At 54.7% G+C, this 21,904-nt stretch carries 23 protein-coding genes; 8 read left to right on the forward strand and 15 right to left on the reverse strand.

Features of this window, described 5'->3' with window-relative positions; genetic code table 11:
- Window positions 1-20: 20 nt before the first annotated feature.
- From M2418_RS07290 to M2418_RS07300, 3 genes are read left to right on the forward strand one after another with little or no spacing between them, the layout of a single operon-like run.
- Window positions 21-1,319, forward strand: a complete 1,299-nt coding sequence (locus M2418_RS07290; RefSeq protein WP_259145698.1) for a pitrilysin family protein — start codon at window positions 21-23, stop codon at window positions 1,317-1,319.
- A 51-nt stretch (window positions 1,320-1,370) separates the two neighbouring features.
- Window positions 1,371-1,979 (forward strand): GNAT family N-acetyltransferase, encoded by a 609-nt coding sequence (locus M2418_RS07295; protein WP_192487189.1) that lies wholly within the window; start codon window positions 1,371-1,373, stop codon window positions 1,977-1,979.
- Window positions 1,980-1,981: 2 nt separating this feature from the next.
- Window positions 1,982-4,894 (forward strand): sensor domain-containing phosphodiesterase, encoded by a 2,913-nt coding sequence (locus M2418_RS07300; RefSeq protein ID WP_259145699.1) that lies wholly within the window; start codon window positions 1,982-1,984, stop codon window positions 4,892-4,894.
- On the opposite strand, the gene M2418_RS07305 is transcribed toward M2418_RS07300, so the two are convergent.
- The 3 genes from M2418_RS07305 to M2418_RS07315 form a co-directional block, all read right to left on the reverse strand.
- Window positions 4,873-5,961 (reverse strand): putative zinc-binding metallopeptidase, encoded by a 1,089-nt coding sequence (locus M2418_RS07305; RefSeq protein ID WP_259145701.1) that lies wholly within the window; start codon window positions 5,959-5,961, stop codon window positions 4,873-4,875. The two genes, M2418_RS07300 and M2418_RS07305, sit on opposite strands and share 22 nt — an antisense overlap.
- Before the next feature lie 106 nt (window positions 5,962-6,067).
- Entirely contained in the window at window positions 6,068-6,259 is a 192-nt protein-coding gene (locus M2418_RS07310; protein WP_192487186.1) for a CsbD family protein, read from the reverse strand.
- A gap of 101 nt (window positions 6,260-6,360) precedes the next feature.
- Window positions 6,361-6,966 (reverse strand): YqgE/AlgH family protein, encoded by a 606-nt coding sequence (locus M2418_RS07315; protein WP_192487185.1) that lies wholly within the window; start codon window positions 6,964-6,966, stop codon window positions 6,361-6,363.
- 150 nt (window positions 6,967-7,116) lie between these two features.
- Here M2418_RS07315 and M2418_RS07320 point away from each other — a divergent pair, with 150 nt between their 5' ends.
- On the forward strand, window positions 7,117-7,947 hold the full coding sequence (locus M2418_RS07320; RefSeq protein WP_259145704.1) for a protein-disulfide reductase DsbD domain-containing protein: 831 nt from the start codon (window positions 7,117-7,119) through the stop codon (window positions 7,945-7,947).
- Window positions 7,948-8,036: 89 nt separating this feature from the next.
- Window positions 8,037-8,522, forward strand: coding sequence for a peroxiredoxin (locus tag M2418_RS07325; protein WP_250983163.1), 486 nt, complete (start codon window positions 8,037-8,039; stop codon window positions 8,520-8,522).
- Between the two features lie 95 nt (window positions 8,523-8,617).
- Here the strand turns inward: M2418_RS07325 and M2418_RS07330 are convergent, their stop codons facing one another.
- From M2418_RS07330 to coxB, 11 genes are all read right to left on the reverse strand, one after another.
- Window positions 8,618-8,926 (reverse strand): Dabb family protein, encoded by a 309-nt coding sequence (locus M2418_RS07330; protein ID WP_259145705.1) that lies wholly within the window; start codon window positions 8,924-8,926, stop codon window positions 8,618-8,620.
- Window positions 8,927-9,005: 79 nt separating this feature from the next.
- On the reverse strand, window positions 9,006-9,446 hold the full coding sequence (rnhA, locus tag M2418_RS07335) for a ribonuclease HI (protein WP_192487181.1): 441 nt from the start codon (window positions 9,444-9,446) through the stop codon (window positions 9,006-9,008).
- Window positions 9,443-10,411, reverse strand: coding sequence for a homoserine kinase (locus tag M2418_RS07340; RefSeq protein WP_192487180.1), 969 nt, complete (start codon window positions 10,409-10,411; stop codon window positions 9,443-9,445). The genes rnhA and M2418_RS07340 overlap by 4 nt, the downstream gene beginning before the upstream one ends.
- Window positions 10,412-10,429: 18 nt before the next feature.
- Window positions 10,430-11,482: a 4-hydroxy-3-methylbut-2-enyl diphosphate reductase gene (gene ispH / locus M2418_RS07345; protein WP_250983165.1), complete on the reverse strand. Its 1,053-nt coding sequence runs from the start codon at window positions 11,480-11,482 to the stop codon at window positions 10,430-10,432.
- A gap of 29 nt (window positions 11,483-11,511) precedes the next feature.
- On the reverse strand, window positions 11,512-12,249 hold the full coding sequence (locus tag M2418_RS07350) for an SURF1 family protein (RefSeq protein WP_259145707.1): 738 nt from the start codon (window positions 12,247-12,249) through the stop codon (window positions 11,512-11,514).
- Between the two features lie 7 nt (window positions 12,250-12,256).
- Entirely contained in the window at window positions 12,257-12,640 is a 384-nt protein-coding gene (locus M2418_RS07355; RefSeq protein ID WP_192487177.1) for a DUF983 domain-containing protein, read from the reverse strand.
- Window positions 12,641-12,760: 120 nt separating this feature from the next.
- The gene (locus M2418_RS07360) at window positions 12,761-13,636 is read right to left on the reverse strand and encodes a cytochrome c oxidase subunit 3 (protein ID WP_250983167.1); all 876 of its coding nucleotides are present in this window, start codon (window positions 13,634-13,636) and stop codon (window positions 12,761-12,763) included.
- A 72-nt stretch (window positions 13,637-13,708) separates the two neighbouring features.
- Window positions 13,709-14,314, reverse strand: coding sequence for a cytochrome c oxidase assembly protein (locus M2418_RS07365; protein ID WP_250983168.1), 606 nt, complete (start codon window positions 14,312-14,314; stop codon window positions 13,709-13,711).
- Between the two features lie 277 nt (window positions 14,315-14,591).
- Window positions 14,592-15,545, reverse strand: a complete 954-nt coding sequence (gene cyoE, locus M2418_RS07370) for a heme o synthase (RefSeq protein WP_259145710.1) — start codon at window positions 15,543-15,545, stop codon at window positions 14,592-14,594.
- A gap of 74 nt (window positions 15,546-15,619) precedes the next feature.
- Window positions 15,620-17,320 (reverse strand): cytochrome c oxidase subunit I, encoded by a 1,701-nt coding sequence (gene ctaD / locus M2418_RS07375; protein ID WP_250983170.1) that lies wholly within the window; start codon window positions 17,318-17,320, stop codon window positions 15,620-15,622.
- Window positions 17,321-17,336: 16 nt separating this feature from the next.
- A complete protein-coding gene (gene coxB, locus M2418_RS07380; protein ID WP_259145712.1) occupies window positions 17,337-18,233 on the reverse strand; it encodes a cytochrome c oxidase subunit II in 897 nt (298 codons plus the stop codon).
- Window positions 18,234-18,555: 322 nt separating this feature from the next.
- On the opposite strand from coxB, the gene M2418_RS07385 reads away from it, so the two are divergent.
- The 3 genes from M2418_RS07385 (at window position 18,556) to M2418_RS07395 (ending at window position 21,209) form a co-directional block, all read left to right on the forward strand.
- Window positions 18,556-19,104 (forward strand): invasion associated locus B family protein, encoded by a 549-nt coding sequence (locus tag M2418_RS07385; RefSeq protein ID WP_259145714.1) that lies wholly within the window; start codon window positions 18,556-18,558, stop codon window positions 19,102-19,104.
- Between the two features lie 173 nt (window positions 19,105-19,277).
- Window positions 19,278-20,693: a metalloprotease TldD gene (gene tldD / locus M2418_RS07390; protein ID WP_259145716.1), complete on the forward strand. Its 1,416-nt coding sequence runs from the start codon at window positions 19,278-19,280 to the stop codon at window positions 20,691-20,693.
- 6 nt (window positions 20,694-20,699) lie between these two features.
- Window positions 20,700-21,209, forward strand: a complete 510-nt coding sequence (locus M2418_RS07395; protein ID WP_259145718.1) for a GrpB family protein — start codon at window positions 20,700-20,702, stop codon at window positions 21,207-21,209.
- Window positions 21,210-21,232: 23 nt separating this feature from the next.
- On the opposite strand, the gene M2418_RS07400 is transcribed toward M2418_RS07395, so the two are convergent.
- Window positions 21,233-21,856, reverse strand: coding sequence for a hypothetical protein (locus M2418_RS07400; RefSeq protein ID WP_259145719.1), 624 nt, complete (start codon window positions 21,854-21,856; stop codon window positions 21,233-21,235).
- Window positions 21,857-21,904 lie beyond the last annotated feature (48 nt).

The raw sequence follows: 21,904 nt of genomic DNA on the forward strand, positions 1-21,904 counted from the left end.
AGACGCGGAAAGACGTTAAAATGAATGTTCAAGTAACCCGGCTTGCGTCCGGGTTGACGGTCGTAACCGAGCGCATGCCACACATTGAGAGTGTGGCCCTCGGGGTTTGGATCAAATCGGGTTCACGCAATGAAACCGATAATGAGCATGGCATTGCTCACCTTCTTGAGCACATGGCATTCAAGGGCACGGCAAGACGCACAGCCCGCCAGATTGCCGAAGAGATTGAAAACGTAGGCGGCGAAGTCAACGCCGCAACATCCACAGAGACCACCTCCTATTACGCCCGCGTCCTGAAAGACGATGTGCCGCTCGCAGTGGACATTCTGGCTGATATCCTGACAGAATCCTCGTTTGATGAAGACGAGCTGGAGCGCGAGAAAAACGTCATTCTGCAGGAAATCGGTGCTGCCACCGACACTCCCGATGACGTGATCTTCGATAATTTTTCCGGCGTTGCCTATAAAAACCAGACCATCGGCCGGCCAATTCTTGGCACGCCTGAGACGGTCCAGTCGTTTACCACCTCACAAATTCGCGGCTATCTTTCCCGCAACTACACGACGGACCGTATTTTCGTCGTTGCTGCCGGTGGCGTTGACCACGAAACATTTGTCAAGCAGGTCGAGCAGCGCTTCTCCAGCCTGCCGCAGACACCGAGTACGCTGCCTGTCATGCAGAAGGCGATCTACACCGGCGGTGAAATCCGCGAAACGCGCGACCTGATGGATGCGCAGGTGCTGCTCGGTTTTGAAGGCAAAGCCTACCACGCCCGTGATTTCTACTGCTCGCAAATTCTCGCCAATATTCTGGGCGGCGGAATGTCTTCGCGACTGTTTCAGGAAGTGCGCGAATATCGCGGTCTGTGTTATTCGGTTTATGCGTTCCACTGGGGCTTTTCCGATACCGGCATTTTCGGCATCCACGCAGCAACAGGCGCAAACGATCTGCCAGAATTGGTTCCAGTTATTCTGGAGGAGCTGCGCAAGTCTTCTGATAAAATCCACAATCAGGAAATCGAGCGTGCCCGGGCCCAGATTCGTGCGCAGTTGCTGATGGGTCAGGAAAGCCCTGCCGCCCGTGCCGGACAGATTGCACGGCAGATGATGCTTTATGGTCGGCCCATCCCCAATGACGAGATGATGCAGCGCCTGCGTGACATCACCACCGAGCGATTGACGGATCTTGCCGGACGCCTGTTCTTCGACAAGGCTCCGACACTGTCTGCCATCGGCCCGTTGGAAAATCTCGCGTCCATGGACGATATCTCCGCTGCCCTCTCAGCACCGCAGCACTTACAGAAAAAAGCGAATGCCTAGGTTGACGCCCCTGACAACGATCAGGAGGCGATGGTCGTAACGGGGAATTGAATGAGCCGAGCCATGTTGCGTTTTTTCTCACGAAACGGCGACAAACCGGAAATTCGCGATTCGTCCTATCTGCTGCGCCTGCCGCAATATTCGGATTTCCGGCAATGGCACGGGCTACGCTCTGAAAGTCGTCGGTTCCTGCAACCATGGGAACCGACCTGGCGGCCAGATGAGTTAACAGAAGGTTCTTTCAGAACGCGGGTTATCCGCAACGGTCAGGAATTCTCCTCCGGCACCGCTGTAGCGCTCCTAGTTTTCAAACAGCCCGAAATGTTACTTCTCGGCGGTCTTACAATCGGCTACATACGCAGAGGTGCAGCGCAAAGCTGCATGATCGGATACTGGATGGGCGAACGATATGCGGCACAAGGTCATATGTCTGCCGCATTAAGACTGGTAATACCCTACATCTTCAATGGGCTACAGTTGCACCGAATTGAGGCAGCCTGTATTCCAGATAACTTCAAAAGCATCCGGTTGCTCGAAAATGCCGGCTTTCAGCGGGAAGGTCTCTTGCGAGAATATCTCAAGATCAATGGTGAGTGGCGCGATCATGCCATGTTCTCCTTAATCGCTGATGGTCGCCATGACAGTAGGAAACCGGACTGATTATGGCTGGCATGTATTCAAAATTTCGAGTTTCACGGCTGATCGCAGCAATCGCCATCTTTTTTTCGGCCCTACTGGCGCTGGCCGGTTTCGCAACGACTGCTGCTGCCTTTGAGCCGGTGAAGATTTCGCGCGATGCCACCGCGCTGGACCTGACCGCCACGACCGATATTCATGTCAATCAGGGTGAAGCCTTTCAGGTATCCACCGCACCGGGACCCGATGGTATTCGCCGCCGTATCGAGGTGCGTGCCAGCTCTCCTGCCCACCAGGGTGACTGGGCAGTTTTTGCGCTCGCCAACGTGTCCGAAGAGCAGCTTGAGCGCGTTATCGTTGCCCCGCATTTCCGTCTGGTGAATTCCAAGGTATTCTGGCCGGATCTTGGTTCTCAGCGCATCATCGCTATCACCCCCAGTGAAGGTTTTGCGCTGGACCGTCAGCCAAGCCCGGATGCCGACGTTTTCCGCATCACCCTGAACCCCGGTTCTGTCATTACCTTCGTTGCCGAGCTTTCCACGCCGCAACTGCCACAGATTTATCTGTGGGAACCGGAAGCCTACAAGGACACCGTCAACGCCTTTACACTCTACCGCGGTATCGTGCTTGGCATTGCCGGCCTGTTGGCGGTGCTGCTGACCATTCTGTTCGTGGTCAAGGGCACATCGGTTTTGCCAGCTTCTGCTGCCCTTGCCTGGGCCGTTCTCGCCTATATCTGCGTGGATTTCGGTTTCCTTGAGAAGCTAATCAGCGTGACCTCAAGCGATCAGCGAATATGGCGCGCGGGGGCGGAGGTCGCTCTCGCATCCAGCCTTGTGATCTTCCTGTTTACCTACCTCAACCTCAACCGGTGGCACGCCCATCTTGGTTACGCAACATTCGCTTGGGTTGTCGGTCTGGCACTTCTGTTCGGCGTTGCGATCTACGACCCGTCGGTGGCATCGGGTATCGCCCGTATTTCCTTTGCCCTGACCGGTGTCGTCGGTATTGCCCTGATCATTTATCTCGGCTTCAACCGCTATGACCGCGCCATTTTGCTGGTGCCGTCATGGGCGTTGATCCTTGCATGGCTTTTCGGCAGCTGGCTGACCGTTACCGGTCAACTGGACAATGACATTATCCAGCCGGCGCTGGGTGGTGGTCTTGTCCTGATCGTGCTGTTGATCGGCTTTACAGTCATCCAGCATGCCTTTGCTGGCAGCGCCTACCAGCAAGGCCTGTTTTCAGACCTCGAGCGCCAGTCACTTGCCCTAACCGGCAGCGGCGACACCGTTTGGGACTGGGATGTTACCCGTGACCGCATCGTGACCACGCCAGACATTTCCCTCAAGCTGGGTCTTCATCCCGGCAGCATGCATGGCGCAGCGCGCAACTGGTTGCCACGCCTGCATCCCGACGACCGCGACCGGTTCAAGGCAACGCTCGACGTACTGCTCGACCACCGTAAGGGTCGTTTCAATCATGAATTTCGCATTCGCGCCGAAGATGGTCATTTCCATTGGCTGCAGATTCGGGCACGGCCGGTGCTCGGTTCCAACGGTGAAATCATTCGCTGCGTGGGAACGATTACTGACATTACCGAGCAGAAAAACTCGGTGGAGCGCCTCTTGCAGGATGCGCTCACCGATAATCTAACCGGCCTACCGAACCGTCAGGTTTTCCTTGATCGTTTGCAATCGATCCTTAACCTGACCGCTGAGGGCGACAGTGTCCGCCCGACGGTTCTTGCCATCGATATCGACCGCTACAAGCTGGTCAACGATACGCTGGGAATTGCCGCCGGCGACAATATCCTAATTGCACTGACCCGCCGCCTGCGCCGCCTGCTTAAACCGCAGGATACGCTCGCCCGCCTGGGTGGTGATGAATTTGGCCTTATCCTCGTTTCCGAACGAGATCCGGCCCGTATTGCTGATTTTGCCGATGCGGTGAACAAGGCGATCATGGTGCCGATCAACTTTGCCGGACGTGAAATCATCCTGACGGCATCGGTTGGTCTGGTTTCTTGGATAGATCAGCAGGACAGTGCAGCCGGACTGCTCAGCGACGCCGAACTTGCCATGTACCGTGCAAAACGGTCTGGCGGCAACCGTGTCGAACCGTTCCGTCCGGCGTTCCGCAGTTCCGGTACAGACCGTTTGCAGCTGGAAAGCGACCTGCGCCGAGCATTGGAGCGAAAGGAGCTTTACCTCGCCTATCAGCCCATCATCCGGCTGGATAATGGCGACATTGCAGGCTTCGAGGCTCTCATGCGCTGGGAGCATCCCAAGCGCGGCAATATTCCACCCAGTGAGTTCATTCCTATTGCAGAGGCCTCAGGCCTGATCGAACAGCTCGGGATGTTTGCACTTGAGCGCGCTGCGACCAACCTCGTGGAATGGCAACAGGCGATCGACAAATTGCCGATCTTTGTTTCCGTCAACATCTCCAGCGCCCAGTTGCTAAACAACGAACTTTACAACGATGTTCGCAGCATGCTGGCACGCACACACTGCAATCCCAAGCAGTTGAAGCTGGAACTGACCGAATCCATCGTGATGGAAAACCCCGAGCAGGCACGGCTTGTCCTCAACAAGCTCAAGGACACAGGTTTGAGCCTTGCCCTTGATGACTTCGGGACCGGTTATTCATCGCTTGCCTATCTGACCCGCTTTCCATTCGATACGATCAAGCTGGACAAGGCGCTGGTCGCCAATTCTACAGAGAAGCGCAATATCCTGCTTATGTCGGTGATCGCGATGGCCCGTGCCCTGGAAATGCATGTGGTGGCCGAAGGCATCGAAACGCCAGAAGACGCAGCCGAACTGGCACGCATGAACTGCCATTACGGCCAAAGCTTCATTTTCGGCACACCGGAAAATGCAGACGCTTCACTCAAGCTGTTGCGCGAGCGTTTTCAGCCAGCCAAACGCGCCTGATCCGTTGAAATATCGCCATGCACCAGTTCGTGAATGAACTGGAGCTTGGCGGTAACAACCGGTGTAACGACAAATGGATAGAGATCTCCCTGCCCCATGCTGCGGTGGATGGAATTCATCGCCACGCTGAGCGGCACCCAGACGGATACGAGCTGTTCTGCACTGCGGGCATTATACGGATCAAACTCAACTTCTGCGGCCATCTCCTTGTGACCTTCAGGTTCGATCGCCATGCCGAAAGACCCAGCCGTCTCCAGTGTATCGATGATATGCAGGTAATGGGCAAAACATTCGGCAAAGTCTTCCCAGGGATGGCTGGCGGCATAGGTACTGATGTAATTTTCCTGCCAACCTTCGGGCGGTCCACTCTGGTAATTGCGCTCGAGCGCTTCGGCGTAGTCTTGCGTTTCGTCGCCAAACACGGCGCGGAATGCTTCGAACCGATTTGCATCACGTACCAGCTTGTTCCAAATGAAGTGCCCTGTCTCGTGCCTGAAGTGCCCGAGCATGGTGCGATAGGGCTCATTCATGTTGCTGCGAACCTGCTCGCGTGTCGCGTCATCCGCTTCAGCGGCACGGATGGCGATCAACCCTTCCTCATGGCCGGTCATGGCGGGAATGATATTGCCATCCGGCGTTACCTCGTCCACCAGGAAATCAAACACCAGCCCGCTCTGCGGGTCTTGTAGGCGGTCAGGCACAGGCAATCTCAACCGTAAAAGCGAATAGAACAGGTGGCGCTGCGCTTGGCTAATACGTCTCCAGCGCTCAAGACCAACCGCGGTCGAAGCATCGGGCACCAGTCTGTTGTGTTTACAGACTTCACAAAACTCACCGTCCTGCTCGGCAGGGATCGCCCAGTTACAGATGTCGTGAACCTCGTTGGCGCAGAAACGAACTTGTCGCTCAGGAGATGACACCAAGCTCCAAAGCGGTTCACCAGCTGGCTGCAACGCTTCCAGCGCAACCATGTCTGGAATGAAAGCCAGACGGCTTCCGCATTTCACGCAATATCTATTATCGAAATGAATGGATTGGCCGCACGTCGCGCATGTAAAAAGTCTCATTTCAACCCCGCAGTCGCATCAATGAAACAAAATAAAAGCGCAGGTAAAAGGTTACCTGCACTTAACGTTGCTTTGCCGGTCAGACGGCAAGTCAAGCATGGGGTGTTTACATGCGGTCGACTACATTCTTCACGGTATCTTTGGCTTTGCCGGTTGCTGTCTGGACCTTACCTTTGGTTTCCTGAACAGCACCTTCAGCGCGCATCTGGTCATTGCCAGTTGCCTTGCCCACGCCCTGCTTCACCTTGCCAGCGACTTCGTTTGCCTTGCCAGCAACCTTATCAGACATGCTACCCATTGGACTTCTCCTTTAAACTTTTCTGCCGTCTGTAGCGGCAGCGTGGAGAAAACGTCAGCGACGCAGGCTGGTTCCAAACGCTGTTGAATTATTTTGAGTCATCAGGCGTGCCCGGCCGTAGTCGACAATGCAGAAAGCTCAATGCCCATCAATGAAAGCGCACGCTGGTACTTGTTATCGAGCGAGCGGTCAAAAATCATACCTTCATTCGCCTCGCAGTTCAGCCAACCATTCTGGACGATTTCTTCCTCCAGTTGGCCCGGCCCCCAACCAGCATACCCAAGCAGCATCGTCGCACGATCCGGTCCACGGCCATTGGAAATGGCACGCACGATATCCAGCGTTGCCGTCAGCGAAATTTCGTCGCTCACGGGAATGCTGGACTCACTGGAATAGTCATCGGAATGCAAAACAAAGCCGCGGCCGCTTTCTACCGGACCACCGCATTGGATCGGGAATTCCCGCGTGTGGTTTGGCAGCATGATAGCGTCGTTGCTGTCCATAAGGTTCAAATGCAGCAACACGTCGGTAAAGGTTATCTGCTGTGGCCGGTTAATGATGAAACCCATGGCACCAGCTGAGGAATGCGCACAAATGTAAATCACTGAACGGGCAAAATTCCCGTCGTTCATCGCTGGCATGGCAATGAGAAATTGCCCATCCAGAAAGCCCCGTTCTCGCTTGTCCATGAGAGTTGAAAACTTCATATTCACCTCCGGATCGTTGGAAACTGTCGGCCCTGCCCTTTGCCCAATTCATTAAGGATGCGGTATTGTGGCCAATCAATCAACTGAAAATGATTGAATTTTTTTGATATGAAGTGGCAGAGCGCTGGCAGCTGGAGTAAATCAGAACCCATGCGTATTTCCAGATCACTTCAAGCCCTGTCCATATTTGCCAGCCTCAGCGTCTTTGGAACAGCAACTTCCGGCAACGCAACTGTGACCGAATGGGCGGAAAGCGAAGGCGGGCGCATGCGTGTGGTGACACTGGATGTCGACCAACATGGCATGCTTCAAGCCGGACTGGAAATCGAACTCAAGCCGGGGTGGATCACCTATTGGCGTGAACCGGGCGAAGCAGGTATTCCGCCGCATATTGAAGCCAGTTTACCGGGCGGTGGCGTCACTGTTCAATCGCTTGTTTTTCCGGTTCCGAAACTCATCATGAACGGCGAGTTGCGCGATATCGGCTATGATCAGTCCGTGTTGTTGCCCTTCAAACTTGGCGCGTTCGACCCCTCGAAAGAAATCTCTGCCAAGCTATCTGCTTTTATCGGCGTCTGCCAGAATATCTGCATACCGTTTCAGGCGGAGTTCGAAATCCCCGTAGGCAAGTCTTCCAAAGCAACCTTGGATGAACGCCAGATCATTGAAACCGCATACAAAAAACTGCCTCAGCAACCCGACGACAACTTCAAGGTCGCATCCTACGCCCACAAACGCGACAATACGGTCGCTTTCGACGTCTTGCTACCCGAGGGTGCTGGCGAGACATTCGAGGTCTATCTGACAGGGCCGAATGGCTACGCATTCTCCAGCCCCTCCAATATCAAGAAAACGGGACGACACGCCATTTTTGATATGGATGTGAGCGGACTGCCCAAACGCTTCCGCATGCCGGGTAGCAATTGGCGTGTTCTGATAAAGGCCGGTGGCAAGGCAATCGAAAGCCCGCTTCAGTTTTAACAAAATTCATTTTTCACAGACCGATTTAGCCTCTACGGTGCCCGCGGAAAATCTTTCAGTCATTTCCATTTATTCAACAGGAGCATTCAATGACCATTGCAATTGGTGACAAGCTGCCTTCGGCCACCTTCAAGGAAAAAACAGCGGATGGCGCGGTAGAAACCACCACAGAAGACCTTTTCAAGGGTAAGAAGGTTGTTGTTTTCGCCGTTCCGGGCGCGTTTACGCCGACCTGCTCTCTCAACCACCTTCCTGGCTATCTTGAAAACCGCGATGCCATTCTCGCACGCGGCGTTGACGATATTGCTGTCGTTGCGGTCAATGACTGGCATGTCATGGGTGCGTGGGCGCAGTCTTCCGGTGGCCTCGGCAAGATCCACTTCCTGGCTGACTGGGATGCTTCTTTCACAAAGGCACTCGGTTTGGACGCAGATCTGTCTGGTGGCGGCCTTGGCGTTCGCTCCAAGCGCTACTCCATGCTGGTCGATGATGGCGTCGTGAAGTCGCTGAACGTTGAGGAAAACCCAGGCCAGGCCACGGTTTCCTCCGCGGCAACGATGATTGAACAGCTTTGATCTGAACAATCAGACAAAAAATCAGGGCACATTCCAGCTGGAATGTGCCCTTTTTGTTATACGATGCGATATCGCGCAGCAGGCGCGCGTGTCGCTCAGATCAGCATGTCGTAGACGAGAATTCCCGCCAGTCCGCCGTCGGTCAATGCGATGATTTCATCGCCGACTTCAACATGTTGCGGGTGGGTGAGGTAGGCATCACGGGCTTCGATGCTTTCCAGTGTCACGATAAACCCGTCCAGAAAGCCGCCATTCAAGCCTTCCGGCGATACATTTTGTCCGAATTTGATATCGAGAATTCCGGGGACAACATCTTTCAAGGCCGCAATGGCGTCATAAATTGCCTGCTTTTGATCAGCCGTGGTCGAGGCTTTCAAACGCAGAAATACGCAATGTTGAATCATAAATGACCTCTCCTGTTATTTGACGACAAGATAGGTAGAGATGAGGCTTTGGCAAGGTTAAATCAGACGCCGATTGGCGTCACCGTGTCTTGAATGGCTCCATGCCCTTGCGCGCCAGTTCGTCGGCACGTTCGTTTTCCGGGTGTCCGGCATGACCTTTGACCCAGTGCAGCGTCACTTTGTGCCGGTCACGCGCTTCTTCCAGAGCCTGCCAAAGCTCGACGTTTTTCACCGGTTTATTGTCGGCGGTTTTCCAGCCTTTTTTCTTCCAGCCGAAAATCCATTTGGTAATACCGTCTTTAACATACGAGCTGTCGGTATAGAGATCGACTTCGCAGGGCGATTTCAGGGCGTTAAGCGCCTGAATTGCCGCCATCAGCTCCATACGGTTGTTGGTCGTTTCCGCCTCGCCGCCGCACATGTCCTTTTCGATTTCGCCGTAACGCAAAACGGCGCCCCAGCCACCCGGTCCTGGATTTCCCGAACAGGCGCCATCGGTAAAAATATCGACGTGTTTCATTCGCTGGCCAATCCGTACTCGGCCACGTCGTTGATGGACCGGTGGAAACGCAGCTTGCGCAGATATTCAATCGGGTCTTTCTTGACCACCAATGCCCCTTCTGGCGTTGTCAGCCAGTCGTAGAGGCGTGTCAGGAAGAAGCGAAGTGCAGAACCACGCGCCAGCAACGGCAGTGCGTTCAACTCTTCAGCGTTCAGTGGACGCACGGACTGATACCCTTCCAGCAATGCCTTGCCCTTGGTGACGTTATAGGCGCCATCCTTTTCAAAGCACCAAGCGTTGAGGCAGATGGAAACGTCATAAGCGAGGAAGTCATTGCAGGCGAAATAGAAGTCGATCAGGCCAGACAGTTCGTCGCCCAGGAAAAACACGTTATCCTGAAACAGATCGGCGTGAATGACGCCGGCCGGCAAATCCTTCGGCCAGTTGGCTGCCAGAAAATCGATTTCCGGCTGGATTTCCTGCTGCAGGCCTTTTTCAACTTCGTCAGCGCGTTCACGGGATTTTTCCCAGAGAACTTTCCAGCCTTCAACGGACAGCGCGTTAGGTCGCTTGATCTCGAAACCTTCGCCCGCAAGGTGCATGGCCGCCAGAGCCTTGCCGACTTCGCGGCAATGCTTGGCTTCCGGTTTGCGCAGCCACATGCCTTCAAGGAAGGAGATCAGGGCGGCCGGACGGCCTGAAAGCTCACCAAGCAACTCGCCATCCTTGCGGGGTAGCGGTAGAGGGCAGGAAAGTCCCTTGTCTGCCAGATGGTGCATGAGGCCAAGGAAAAACGGCAGGTCCGACTTTTCCACCCGCTTTTCATATAACGTCAGGATCAGCGGCGACTTGGTGGTGTGAAGCAGAAAATTGGTGTTCTCTACACCTTCGGCAATGCCTTTGTAGGAGGTCAATTCCCCCGCATCATAGGCTTCCAGAAAGCTCTTGAGGTCGTCTTCGGTGATATCGGTGTAAACTGCCAATTTGAAGTCTCTTAAATATCAGAGGTTTGCAGCAAAGATGGATTTTGCAGGCATGATGTCGCGTGAATCGCCATTTACGAATGCCATATCGGCCGTGGTCAGTTCAATGCTGCGCAGCTCTCTGTTGACAAGGAAATGCTCGGTTTCTTCAACAGTCACAGCCAGATCCAGTGTCGTGTCGTAACGCTCGCGGAATGCGCTGATAATCTCGTCAACAATCACTTCCGGGGCGGAGGCACCCGCCGACAGACCAACCGTGCGGATATCGCCAATCACGTCCCAATCGATTTCCGAGGCGCGCTGCACCAGAACGGAGCGCGTTGCCCCTGCCCTCAAGGCCACTTCAACGAGGCGCTTGGAATTGGAAGAGTTGGGTGCACCGACCACGATGAACAGATCACAACCGGGAGCAGCCTGCTTGACCGCTTCTTGGCGATTGGTCGTTGCGTAACAAATACTGTCAGCCGCAGGCGACTGGATGGACGGGAAACGTTCCTGCAGCTTGGCAATAACGCCGGCCGTATCATCCACCGAAAGCGTGGTCTGCGTGACGAAACCGAGATTTTCGGAATCGGCCGGTTCATAGACTGCTGCATCCTCAATGGTTTCGACAAGCGACACGGTCCCATCAGGCAATTGACCCATGGTACCGATAACCTCCGGGTGACCGGCATGGCCAATCAACACGACGTGGCGACCCAAACGCTGGTGGCGCATGGCCTGCTTGTGCACCTTGGAAACCAGCGGGCATGTTGCATCGAGATAGAACAGGTTACGGGCCTGCGCATCTTCAGGAACCGACTTCGGCACACCATGGGCCGAAAACACCACCGGCTGCTCACGGTGTTCAGGTGGAATCTCGTTCAGTTCCTCAACGAAGATCGCGCCCTTGGCCTCGAGCCCCTCAACCACGTAGCGGTTGTGAACGATTTCGTGGCGGACATAAACGGGAGCACCATAGGCTTTCAGCGCCAGAACGACGATCTGAATGGCCCGGTCCACGCCTGCACAAAAACCGCGCGGCCCACAGAGCCTAATCGTCAGGGGCGACTTGGAAACGATGGTGTTCATTCCTTCTCCTTGGCGAGCCGGTAAAGCTGCTACCCGGTTTTACCTTTAGTTCCCCGGAAATAGGCAAATCCGGCGACGATGACAAGGGCAGCGGCCAGTCCGTACCATGTTATCGCATATTGCAGATGATTGTTTGGCAAATCGATGAGCGTTACGCCACCTTGCGGCCAGCCACCTGGGTTCGGCGCATCGTTGGCGTCGACAAAAAAGCCCACGACCGTGGCCGGATCAAGACCGGCACTGTTCACCATTGCGTCAAAATCTTTCCAGTAAAAGATATTCTTGGCGAGATCGTTTTCCGGAACCATCGAGGAAGGCTTTTCCGTCAGCTTCTCGCGCAGCAGTCCTTCAATAACGACAGGGCCGCTCATTATTTCTCCGGCGAGCCGCGTTGCCGGTTCCTTCAACTCATAGGGCACGAAACCGCGGTTGATGAAAATGAAGCGATCATCCTCCAGTCGCAACGGCGTGTAGATGTAATACCCGGTCTGCCCACGATGGGTGGCAAAGAAGTGACGTTCACGGGTGTGGTCAAACAAACCCTGCACCTTCACCCGGCGATATTCCAGCGGTTGTTTGCCGAGCATCTGCTCGGCTTGTGCAAGCGTCAGCGGTGCGGCGGTGCGGCGGGTATCGATGTCCTGCAGCAGCGCCTCTTTCCAGTGCAGGCGTTGTACCTGCCATGTACCAAGCCCCAACAGGATTGCCAGAGCGACCAAGGCGCTCAAGCCAGCGACCAATTTCCGTGTTCTTCCAACTGTTGTCATGTTGATGTCAGCCACGATCTATGCGGCCTTCACTGGCGTTGTTTCTATATTGCAGGGCAATCATGATGCCTTTCAGAACGCGCAACAGGGTAAGGGACACAATGACCGTCAGTGGCAACCATATCAGGGCGTGAACCCAGACGGGTGGTTCAAAGGTCGTCTCAAGCCAAAGCGCCAGACCGACAATCAGAAAACCGACGATCAGCATGACAAACACGGCCGGCCCATCACCCGCATCGGCAAAAGAATAATCAAGCCCGCAGGCTGAACACTCTGGTTTTACCTTGAGAAGACCATCAAACAGTTTCCCCTGCCCGCAGCGCGGGCAATGCCCCTTCAAGCCACACTTAACCGGATCAACCGGTGGATAAAGGGCGCTGTCATCCTGCATGGCTTTTCCTCTGTCTCCACGTATTCCCGCACTAAAGCATGTTTAACGGCAACATGCTTCAGGGCAGGCAAAAAGAAAGGGCGGCATTGCTGCCGCCCGACATTGTCTGTTGTTTGGCGATCAACCGTGAACCGGCGCGCCCCAACCGCCCCAGATATAGATTGCGAAGAACAGGAACAGCCAAACCACGTCAACGAAGTGCCAGTACCAGGCGGCCGCTTCGAGACCAAAGTGTTGTTTCGCCGTAAAGTCCCCGGCTATAGCACGGAACATGCAGACCAGCAGGAACACGGTACCGACGAAAACGTGGAAGCCGTGGAAGCCGGTCGCCATAAAGAAGGTGGCGCCGTAGATAGAATTCTTGAAGTCGAACGGCGCGTGCATGTACTCATAGATCTGCACGGACGAGAACAATACGCCAAGCGCAACCGTGAGCGCCAGACCGTTGATCAGCCCCTTGCGATCATTGTGCAGGATCGCATGGTGTGCCCAGGTTACACAGGTACCCGACAACAGCAGGATAACGGTGTTGTACAGTGGCAGATGCCATGGATCGATCACCTCGATGCCCTTGGGTGGCCATTGACCGCCGGTATATTCAAGGCGCGAAGCCTGAATTGCCTCATGCGGGTAAAGGCTGGCGTCGAAGTAAGCCCAGAACCATGCCACGAAGAACATGACTTCCGAGGCAATGAACATGATCATGCCGTAACGAAGATGCAGCGACACAACACGGGTGTGGTGCCCTTCATGCGCTTCTTTCACGGTGTCTGCCCACCAGGCGTACATGACGTACAGCACCAGCGCGAGGCCGATGTAGAACAGCCAAGGATTGGCCATTTCCAGACCAAACAGCTTCATCGAGCTACCCGAGAGGTAGCGCATATAACAGACGCCACCAAAGGTCAGCACAAATGCACCAACAGCAGCCAGAAGTGGCCAGGGGCTTGGATCTATAATGTGGTAGTCATGTTTCTTTTCGTGCGTGTCTGCCATATCCGACAATTCCCCGAATTGACTGCTTTCCCAAAATCACACCCTCCCGATCAGAGCGTGCGATTCCCTCTCTCAAAGTTTCTGTTCCTGACCTTCTGTTTTCACCGGCAGCGCTGCCACCGGCTTGTCCGTCTTTGACGGATAGAAAGTATAGGACAAAGTCATTGTGTGTATGTCTTTTGTTTCGCGCGTCTTGACGATATCCGGATCGACAAAAAACACCACAGGCATTTCCAGCGTTTCGCCCGGCTGCAAGGTGGTTTCCGTAAAGCAGAAACATTCAACCTTGTTGAAATAGGCGCCCGCTTCCATCGGCGTCACGTTAAAGACAGCTGTGCCCGTGGTCGGGACCGTAGACCGGTTGGTCGCCTTGAAGCGAACCTCGACCGTCTCACCGATCTTAGGATCGATTGAGCGTTGTACCGGACGGAAGTCCCAGTTCAGGCCATTGGATGTGTTGGAATCGAACGTCACCTTTACGGTGCGATCAAGAATGGTCTCGGAGTACTGCTCTACGCGTTGCGTGGTGCCGTTATAACCGGTGACCTGACAAAAAAGGCGATAGAGAGGGACGGCGGCATAGGCCATGCCGACCATGCCACACACGAATACCAGGCACAGCACCAGAATTGTGCCGTTCCCTGTGCGTTTTGCAGGTCCTACATTTGCCGTTGTCATTTCGCTCCTCCTCCCTTTTTTCGTTACGCGCTTCGAAAAATTCCGGGCTTGTAACGACCTTTAAGATGCAATCTCTGCACTCCCCGCCATTTCTCTCCGCATTGTCGCGTCAGAGGTGACTGCAACGCAGTATTGCGCGACATGCTCTAGTGCGATCCGATCTTGATGATCGTAATGACGTAGAAAAGGACCACCAACGCCGCCAACACGAGGCCGAGCGCGATGTTTCTTCCACGTCTTGATTTCTTTTCTGCTTCGCTTGGTTTTACTGTTTCCATTAGGCCCACCCCGCCATTAACGTCTGGAATGATGGCACGAAGTGATCGGCCAGAAGTCCAGAGAAGATCGCGAACAGGTAAAAGATCGAGTAGGCGAACATCTTTTTCGCAGGAACCATCTTTTCATCTCCTTCCGGCATGCGCAGCACGGTCAGAGAGAAATAGATGAAGATCACACTAAGTACGGCCGCGAAAATGCCGTAGCCAACCCCCGCAAGACCGGTAAATGATGGCGCGACAGCGACCGCAGAGGTCAGCAACGTATAGGCCAGCATCTGGTTCTTGGTAGAAGATTCGCCCGCTACATTCGGCATCATCGGGATACCGACGGAACCGTAATCTTTCATCTTGAACAAGGCCAGCGCCCAGAAATGAGCAGGCGTCCAGAGGAAAATGATAAGGAACAGGAGAACGCTGTTCAGCGTCACATCGCCGGTCACACAGGCCCAACCGATCATCGGCGGGAAAGCACCGGCCGCCCCACCGATCACAATGTTCTGTGGTGTCGAGCGCTTCAGCCACATGGTGTAGACCACGGCGTAGAAGAAAATGGTGAAGGCAAGGATGCCTGCAGCAAGCCAGTTCAGCGCCAGTCCGAGGATCATCACCGAGAAGGCCGACAGCGTAAGGCCGAATGCCAGCGCTTCGCCGGGCGCAACGCGACCGGAAGGCACCGGACGATTTGCCGTACGGGTCATGACCGCATCAATGTCAGCATCGTACCACATGTTCAGCGCGCCGGAGGCACCTGCGCCAACCGCAATACACAGAACGGCAATGAAGCCGAGTACCGGGTTAAGGCTGCCTGGCGCCACGATAAGACCGGCAAATGCTGTGAATACGACAAGCGACATAACGCGTGGCTTGAGCAATTCGAAATAATCACGCGCACCGGCTTCTGACAGACCAGAGCCTTTCGCATCCAATACGTCGTGATTGTCGATAACAGTCATTTCAAACTTAATCCTGATTCAATCAGGATACCGCGCGCATCGGCGCGATATCCTTGTACCAACGTCATTTCGCCTTAGCGAATGCGCGGAAGCTGTTCCCACTGGTGGTATGGAGGCGGAGACGAAAGCTGCCATTCAAGGGTGGTTGCACCCTCGCCCCACGGATTATCACCCGCAACACGCTTCCTCGCCAAGGCTTCCCATACACCGTAAAGGAAGATGAGAACAGCCACTGCGGAAATATAAGAACCGTAGGACGACACCATGTTCCAGCCGGCATAGGCATCCGGATAGTCGATGTAACGACGTGGCATGCCTGCAAGACCGAGGAAGTGCTGCGGGAAGAACACCAGATTCACGCCCACGAACATTACCCAGAAGTGAATGTTACCAATGGTTTCGCTGTACATATAACCGGTGATCTTCGGGAACCAGTAGTACCAGCCTGCAAAGATCGCAAACACCGCACCCAATGACAGCACGTAGTGGAAGTGTGCAACCACGTAATAGGTGTCATGCAGCGAACGGTCGAGACCGGCATTGGCGAGCTGTACGCCCGTGACGCCACCAACCGTGAACAGGAAGATGAAGCCGATAGCCCAGATCATCGGTGTGCGGAAGCTGAGTGAGCCACCCCACATCGTGGCAATCCACGAGAAGATCTTGATGCCAGTCGGAACGGCGATAACCATCGTGGCGAACACGAAGTAACGCTGTGCTTCCAGCGACAGGCCAACCGTATACATGTGGTGGGCCCAAACGATGAAGCCGACGGCGCCGATGGCGACCATAGCGTAAGCCATGCCAAGGTAACCGAATACCGGCTTTTTCGAGAACGTGGAAACGATGTGGCTGACGATGCCGAAAGCAGGCAGGATCAGAATGTACACTTCCGGATGACCGAAGAACCAGAACAGGTGCTGGTAGAGAATCGGGTCACCGCCGCCTTCCGGCGAGAAGAATGCAGTGCCGAAGTTACGGTCAGTCAGCAGCATGGTGATGCCACCAGCCAGAACAGGCATGGAGAGCAAGAGCAGGAACGCAGTTACCAGAACCGACCATGCAAACAGCGGCATTTTGTGCAGGGTCATGCCCGGCGCACGCATGTTGAGAATGGTGGTGATGAAGTTGATCGCACCCAGGATCGAAGACGCGCCTGAAACGTGCAGCGCAAAGATCGCAAGGTCAACCGCCGGTCCCGGCATGCCGGTTGTCGACAGTGGCGGATAAAGCGTCCAGCCGCCACCGACACCATAAGCACCCGCTGGTCCTTCCACGAAAAGCGACAGGATAAGCAGAATGAATGCCGGAACAATGAGCCAGAACGAAATATTGTTCAGACGCGGGAAAGCCATGTCAGGCGCACCGATCATGATCGGCACCATCCAGTTGGCAAAACCACCGATCAACGCCGGCATCACCATGAAGAAGATCATGATGAGGGCGTGTGCAGTGGTGAACACGTTGAACATGTGCTTGCCGCCATCGATAGCGGCATCGCCTTCAAAACCATAAACCATGGCCGCAAGACCGTGGAAAATCTGAATGCCAGGCTCCTGCAACTCCATACGCATGACAACCGAAAGCCCGCCACCTACGATACCCGCGATGATCGCGAAAATCAGGTAGAGAGTGCCGATGTCCTTGTGGTTCGTCGACAAGAACCAGCGGGCGAAAAAGCCCGGTGTATGTGCATGATGTTCGTCATGCACGTGCTCGTTGTGAGCGGAATGACCATGAGAGTGATGGTCGTCGTGTGCGGAATGTCCAGCCATTTGCCTCACCCTACCTTTACTTGGTTTCGTTTCCAGCCACTTCGACGGTGCGTACCCCACCCTCGACATAAGCAGTCAGTGCCTTGTTGGCTGCGCCCAGGTCAGAGCCTGCGGCGGCGTGCCAGCTATTGTACTGATCTTCGGAAACCACTCGTATGGCGATTGGCATGAAAGCATGATCCTTGCCGCAAAGCTCGGAACATTGTCCATAATAAAGACCTTCACGGTCAGCCTTGAACCATGTTTCGTTCAGACGGCCCGGTACGGCATCGATCTTGATACCGAAGGCTGGCATTGCAAAAGAATGGATAACATCTGTCGGAGCAGCCGTCACCAGAAGGCGAACAGTCTTGCCAACCGGAACGACCAGTTCATTATCGACAGCCAGAAGGCGCGGATAAACAGCCTTGTCGGTCTTGCCGGCGGCGTCTCTATCTTCTTCCTTGAGCATGTAGCTATCGAAAGACACGGGTTCGGCCCCCTCAGCCGCCGCATATTCATAGCTCCACAGCCACTGCGTTGCAGTTGCCTTCAATGTCAGGTCCGGATTTTCCGGCTGAATAAGTTGTGCATTCAACAGCTTGAAAGACGGGAAAGCCAAGAACAGCAGGATCAGAACTGGCGCCAGTGTCCAGACGACCTCAATTGCCGTGTTATGGCTGGTCTTGGATGCAACCGGATTGGCGGCTGCACGAAACTTGATTGCTACCAGGATCAGCAGCGCAAGCACAAAAAGCGTAACCGGCACAATGAACCACAGGGTGTACTGCTCAAACGCACGAATGTCGTGCATAATAATTGTGGCAGCTTCCTGCATCCCCATTTGCCAATGTACCGGCTGGTCGGCATGGGCGCCGCCAGCCGTGAGCAGACAGAAAAATGCCCCCAGCGCCACGTAAATTCTGTTAATCACGGTATCTCTCCCTCACGCGTTTGATCCATCTCAAACTCAAACGCAGAATCCATGCTATAGAATAAACTCAAACCATAGTTTGCACGTCGCCGCAATATCCGCAATCGAAAGCGGGTGCGGCTTTTTGGCATTCATCAATTTCAGAATGTTTTTCATCGTTTATATCTAAAAAACATGAACTAGCTGGCATATCAGGCTTGTTTGAAGATTTCACGGGGAAGTCCAATTTCCGCCGCACTCAACTGGAATTGAAGGATTAAGGCTTTCATTTCCTTGAGCGAAGGGCAAAATAGCCGCATTGATTCGAATTCCAGAGGTACTCATGGGTTTCACCCCGTTTGCCCGCACTGTGCTTGCAGCCGCGGGACTAGCGATCATCATGCCGACAGCATCGGTCATGGCACAGCAACCGCAGCCTGCACCCGGCCAGCCACCCGCTCCGGGCATGGCGCGTTCCAACCATGGATCGTGGTCGGTGATTTGCGACAAGCCGGCTGGTGCGTCTGAAGAGCAGTGTGCGCTGATGCAAAACGTGATCGCGGATGACAGGCCCGAAGTTGGTCTCTCCGTTGTCGTGCTAAAGACCGCTGACCGTAAATCCCGCATCCTGCGCATTCTGGCGCCGCTTGGCGTGCTGCTGAAGGACGGGATGGAACTTTACGTCGACAACAACAATATCGGCCGCGCTTATTTCACACGTTGTTTCTCTGAAGGTTGCTACGTGGAAGTGGACATTGACGACGAGCTGATGAAGGTGTTGCGTGCCGGTAAGGCAGCCGTTTTTGCGCTGCGGGAATCGGTTGATCAGGATCGCGTTGGTATTCCGATCGAACTTTCCGGCTTTTCCGAAGGGTACGACGCACTCCCCTAACCAGATTGCCTGACCGCTGGCCTGCTTGCGCCAGCGACCACCAGAGCCTACATCATACCTTGAGGGCGTTCGCAGACCCGGCGGACGCCCTTCATAATTTTACGCTATGGTCTGCACTATCAGGGATTAGGTCCGCTAGTGACAGAAACCACGGCAAACCGATGGAGCATGTGATGACGAAAGATCTTCTGTCCCTGTTTGATTGCGGCGAAGCAAAGATGCGCGCGCTTGTGGCAGATGCTCTTTCGGGAGCGGATGACGGTGAACTGTTTATCGAACATGCGCAGGCGGAATCACTGACCTTCGACAATGGTCGCCTGAAGGGCGGCAGCTTCAATACCGACCAGGGTTTTGGCCTGCGCGCCGTGGCTGGCGAGACCGTTGGTTATGCCCATGCTGGCGAACTGTCTGAAGGCGCATTCAAACGCGCGGCGGATGCTGTTTCTGCCGTAACGAAGGGTTATTCCGGTTCTTACGCTGCCGCTCCACAGGGAACAAACCGCAAGCTTTACGGTGACGAGAACCCGATCGGTTCACCAAGCTTCGAAGAAAAAGTGAAGCTGCTGCAGGATATCGACACCTATCTTCGCGACAAGGATCCGAAGGTCCGTCAGGTGACGGCATCGGTTTCGGCAAGCTGGCAGATCGTTGATATTTTGCGCGCCGACGGTCACCGTGTCAGCGACATTCGCCCGATGACCCGTATCAACATCTCCGTTATTGCCGGAGAAGGCGACCGCCAGGAAAGCGGCTCCTTCGGGTCGGGCGGACGTGTCGGCTTTGGTGATTTTATCGCGACAGACAACTGGCAACGCGGCGCCGACGAGGCGTTGCGTCAGGCACTGGTTAATCTGAGCGCCATCGATGCGCCCGCCGGCACCATGGATGTCGTGCTAGGTTCCGGCTGGCCGGGTGTGATGTTGCATGAGGCGGTTGGCCACGGCCTTGAGGGTGACTTCAACCGCAAAAAAACCTCAGCCTTTGCAGGTTTGCTGGGCGAGATGGTTGCGGCACCTGATGTGACCGTGGTTGACGATGGCACCATAGATAACCGTCGCGGCTCCATCACCATCGATGATGAAGGCACACCGTCTGCCTACAATGTCCTGATCGAAAATGGCAAACTGGTCGGTTACATGCAGGACCGTCAGAATGCCCGCCTGATGGGCATGACGCCGACCGGCAACGGCAGACGGCAGGGTTATTCCCATGTACCAATGCCTCGCATGACCAACACCTACATGCTGGGCGGAAACAAGACGCCGGAAGAAATTATCGCCTCAGTCAAGAAGGGCATTTACGCCGTATCCTTCGGTGGTGGTCAGGTGGACATCACCTCCGGCAAATTCGTGTTCGGCTGCACCGAAGCCTATCTGATCGAAAACGGCAAGATCGGTGCGCCGGTAAAGGGCGCAATGCTGATTGGCAACGGCCCGGATGCCATGAAGCGCATCTCTATGGTTGGTAACGACATGAAACTTGACACCGGCATTGGCAACTGCGGCAAGGCAGGCCAGTGGGTTCCAGTTGGTGTTGGCCAGCCGCACTTGCGCATGGATCAAGTCACCGTCGGCGGCACACAGGCTTAAAACCCCATGGGAACGAAGGTTGAGATCGTTCCCTATGATGCCTCATGGCCACTTGAATTTGAAAAAATCCGGCAGGACATACAAATCCTTCTGCCGGGCAAAATCCTTGATATCGAGCATATTGGCAGCACCGCCGTTGTTGGCCTGTCTGCCAAGCCCTGTATCGATGTAGACATCATCCTTGATGATCTCACTGAGATGGATTTTTGCCGAGCCGCTCTGGAAGACGCTGGTTATGCACCGCGCGGCAGTCGTTATGGCGACGGCGTCTGGGCCTTCTTGCGTCGCGACGCCCTGCCCCATCACCGTCTTTATGTATGTCCGCCTGAGAGCTTGACCCATACCCGCCGTGTTCTGTTCAGGGACAGGCTGCGCGAGAACAGTGATCTAGCTCTACAGTACCAGCGGTTAAAACTGCAACTGGTACAGCGGTATGAATATGACGGCGATGCCTATACGCGCGCCAAGACCGACTTCATCAACACAATCATCGACGCAGCTGTGCGCGATTTGTAAAAGATAATGCCAAGGCAAATGTATCAGGGCTGCGGTGCGAGGTCCGGATCATCGGAACAGTTACCGGTCATCATACATAATGAGCCGATCTGCGGCACACGCTGCGGCAAACCATTGATACGCTCACAGCGATTGATGGTTTCAGCAAAGACATTGTCGAGCTGCGTGCCATCAACCATGACGACATCATTTCTGATGGTGGGTTCGGCGCCATCAGCGATCATCAGCGCCAAGGAGCGGATGGCAATATTGGCGTGGTGACATGGCCCCATTTGCAAGGCGATCTGGTGCGGATCAACCGCCATCAGCGCCAGCTCTTCACTGACATCCTGTTCCTGCTGTTCAACGATTAGCGTCAGAATATTGAGAAACTCTCCATCCTTGGCCTGAATGTCTTCAGCCAATTGCGTGAGCTTTTCGAGGTCGCCTGATTTTACGTAACCGGCAATCTCACTCTCCAGCCGCTGCACTTGCGCCGCTTCGCCAAACGACGCCATCGCCGCTTTCAAGGCTACCTCGTCCATTGCATGCGCAGGACCACTGAGTGTCATAGCCGCCACGGAACACAATGCCAGGGCCGGAATACAGGCGGCTTTTATTACACGGGCAAACAGCCCGGCCTGAAACGACTTCGTCTTGGACAACACGCAAATACTCATCATCAAGATACAATGTGTGTCCGGTGCGCGGTGCCA

The organism is Rhizobium sp. BIGb0125 (assembly GCF_024810055.1).
Lineage (GTDB): Bacteria > Pseudomonadota > Alphaproteobacteria > Rhizobiales > Rhizobiaceae > Agrobacterium.

Excerpts from the sequence above, each read along its gene's own strand:
- M2418_RS07310 (WP_192487186.1), bottom strand. The coding sequence starts at position 6,259 with ATGGGTAGCATGTCTGATAAGGTTGCTGGCAAGGCAAACGAAGTCGCT.
- cyoE (WP_259145710.1), bottom strand. The coding sequence starts at position 15,545 with ATGACTGTTATCGACAATCACGACGTATTGGATGCGAAAGGCTCTGGT.
- M2418_RS07350 (WP_259145707.1), bottom strand. The coding sequence starts at position 12,249 with ATGACAACAGTTGGAAGAACACGGAAATTGGTCGCTGGCTTGAGCGCC.
- M2418_RS07330 (WP_259145705.1), bottom strand. The coding sequence starts at position 8,926 with ATGATTCAACATTGCGTATTTCTGCGTTTGAAAGCCTCGACCACGGCT.
- M2418_RS07315 (WP_192487185.1), bottom strand. The coding sequence starts at position 6,966 with ATGAAGTTTTCAACTCTCATGGACAAGCGAGAACGGGGCTTTCTGGAT.
- M2418_RS07300 (WP_259145699.1), top strand. The coding sequence starts at position 1,982 with ATGGCTGGCATGTATTCAAAATTTCGAGTTTCACGGCTGATCGCAGCA.
- M2418_RS07320 (WP_259145704.1), top strand. The coding sequence starts at position 7,117 with ATGCGTATTTCCAGATCACTTCAAGCCCTGTCCATATTTGCCAGCCTC.
- ispH (WP_250983165.1), bottom strand. The coding sequence starts at position 11,482 with ATGAACACCATCGTTTCCAAGTCGCCCCTGACGATTAGGCTCTGTGGG.
- M2418_RS07355 (WP_192487177.1), bottom strand. The coding sequence starts at position 12,640 with ATGCAGGATGACAGCGCCCTTTATCCACCGGTTGATCCGGTTAAGTGT.
- M2418_RS07360 (WP_250983167.1), bottom strand. The coding sequence starts at position 13,636 with ATGGCAGACACGCACGAAAAGAAACATGACTACCACATTATAGATCCA.
- M2418_RS07385 (WP_259145714.1), top strand. The coding sequence starts at position 18,556 with ATGGGTTTCACCCCGTTTGCCCGCACTGTGCTTGCAGCCGCGGGACTA.
- M2418_RS07305 (WP_259145701.1), bottom strand. The coding sequence starts at position 5,961 with ATGAGACTTTTTACATGCGCGACGTGCGGCCAATCCATTCATTTCGAT.
- M2418_RS07325 (WP_250983163.1), top strand. The coding sequence starts at position 8,037 with ATGACCATTGCAATTGGTGACAAGCTGCCTTCGGCCACCTTCAAGGAA.
- M2418_RS07365 (WP_250983168.1), bottom strand. The coding sequence starts at position 14,314 with ATGACAACGGCAAATGTAGGACCTGCAAAACGCACAGGGAACGGCACA.
- M2418_RS07395 (WP_259145718.1), top strand. The coding sequence starts at position 20,700 with ATGGGAACGAAGGTTGAGATCGTTCCCTATGATGCCTCATGGCCACTT.
- rnhA (WP_192487181.1), bottom strand. The coding sequence starts at position 9,446 with ATGAAACACGTCGATATTTTTACCGATGGCGCCTGTTCGGGAAATCCA.
- M2418_RS07295 (WP_192487189.1), top strand. The coding sequence starts at position 1,371 with ATGAGCCGAGCCATGTTGCGTTTTTTCTCACGAAACGGCGACAAACCG.
- tldD (WP_259145716.1), top strand. The coding sequence starts at position 19,278 with ATGACGAAAGATCTTCTGTCCCTGTTTGATTGCGGCGAAGCAAAGATG.
- M2418_RS07290 (WP_259145698.1), top strand. The coding sequence starts at position 21 with ATGAATGTTCAAGTAACCCGGCTTGCGTCCGGGTTGACGGTCGTAACC.
- ctaD (WP_250983170.1), bottom strand. The coding sequence starts at position 17,320 with ATGGCTGGACATTCCGCACACGACGACCATCACTCTCATGGTCATTCC.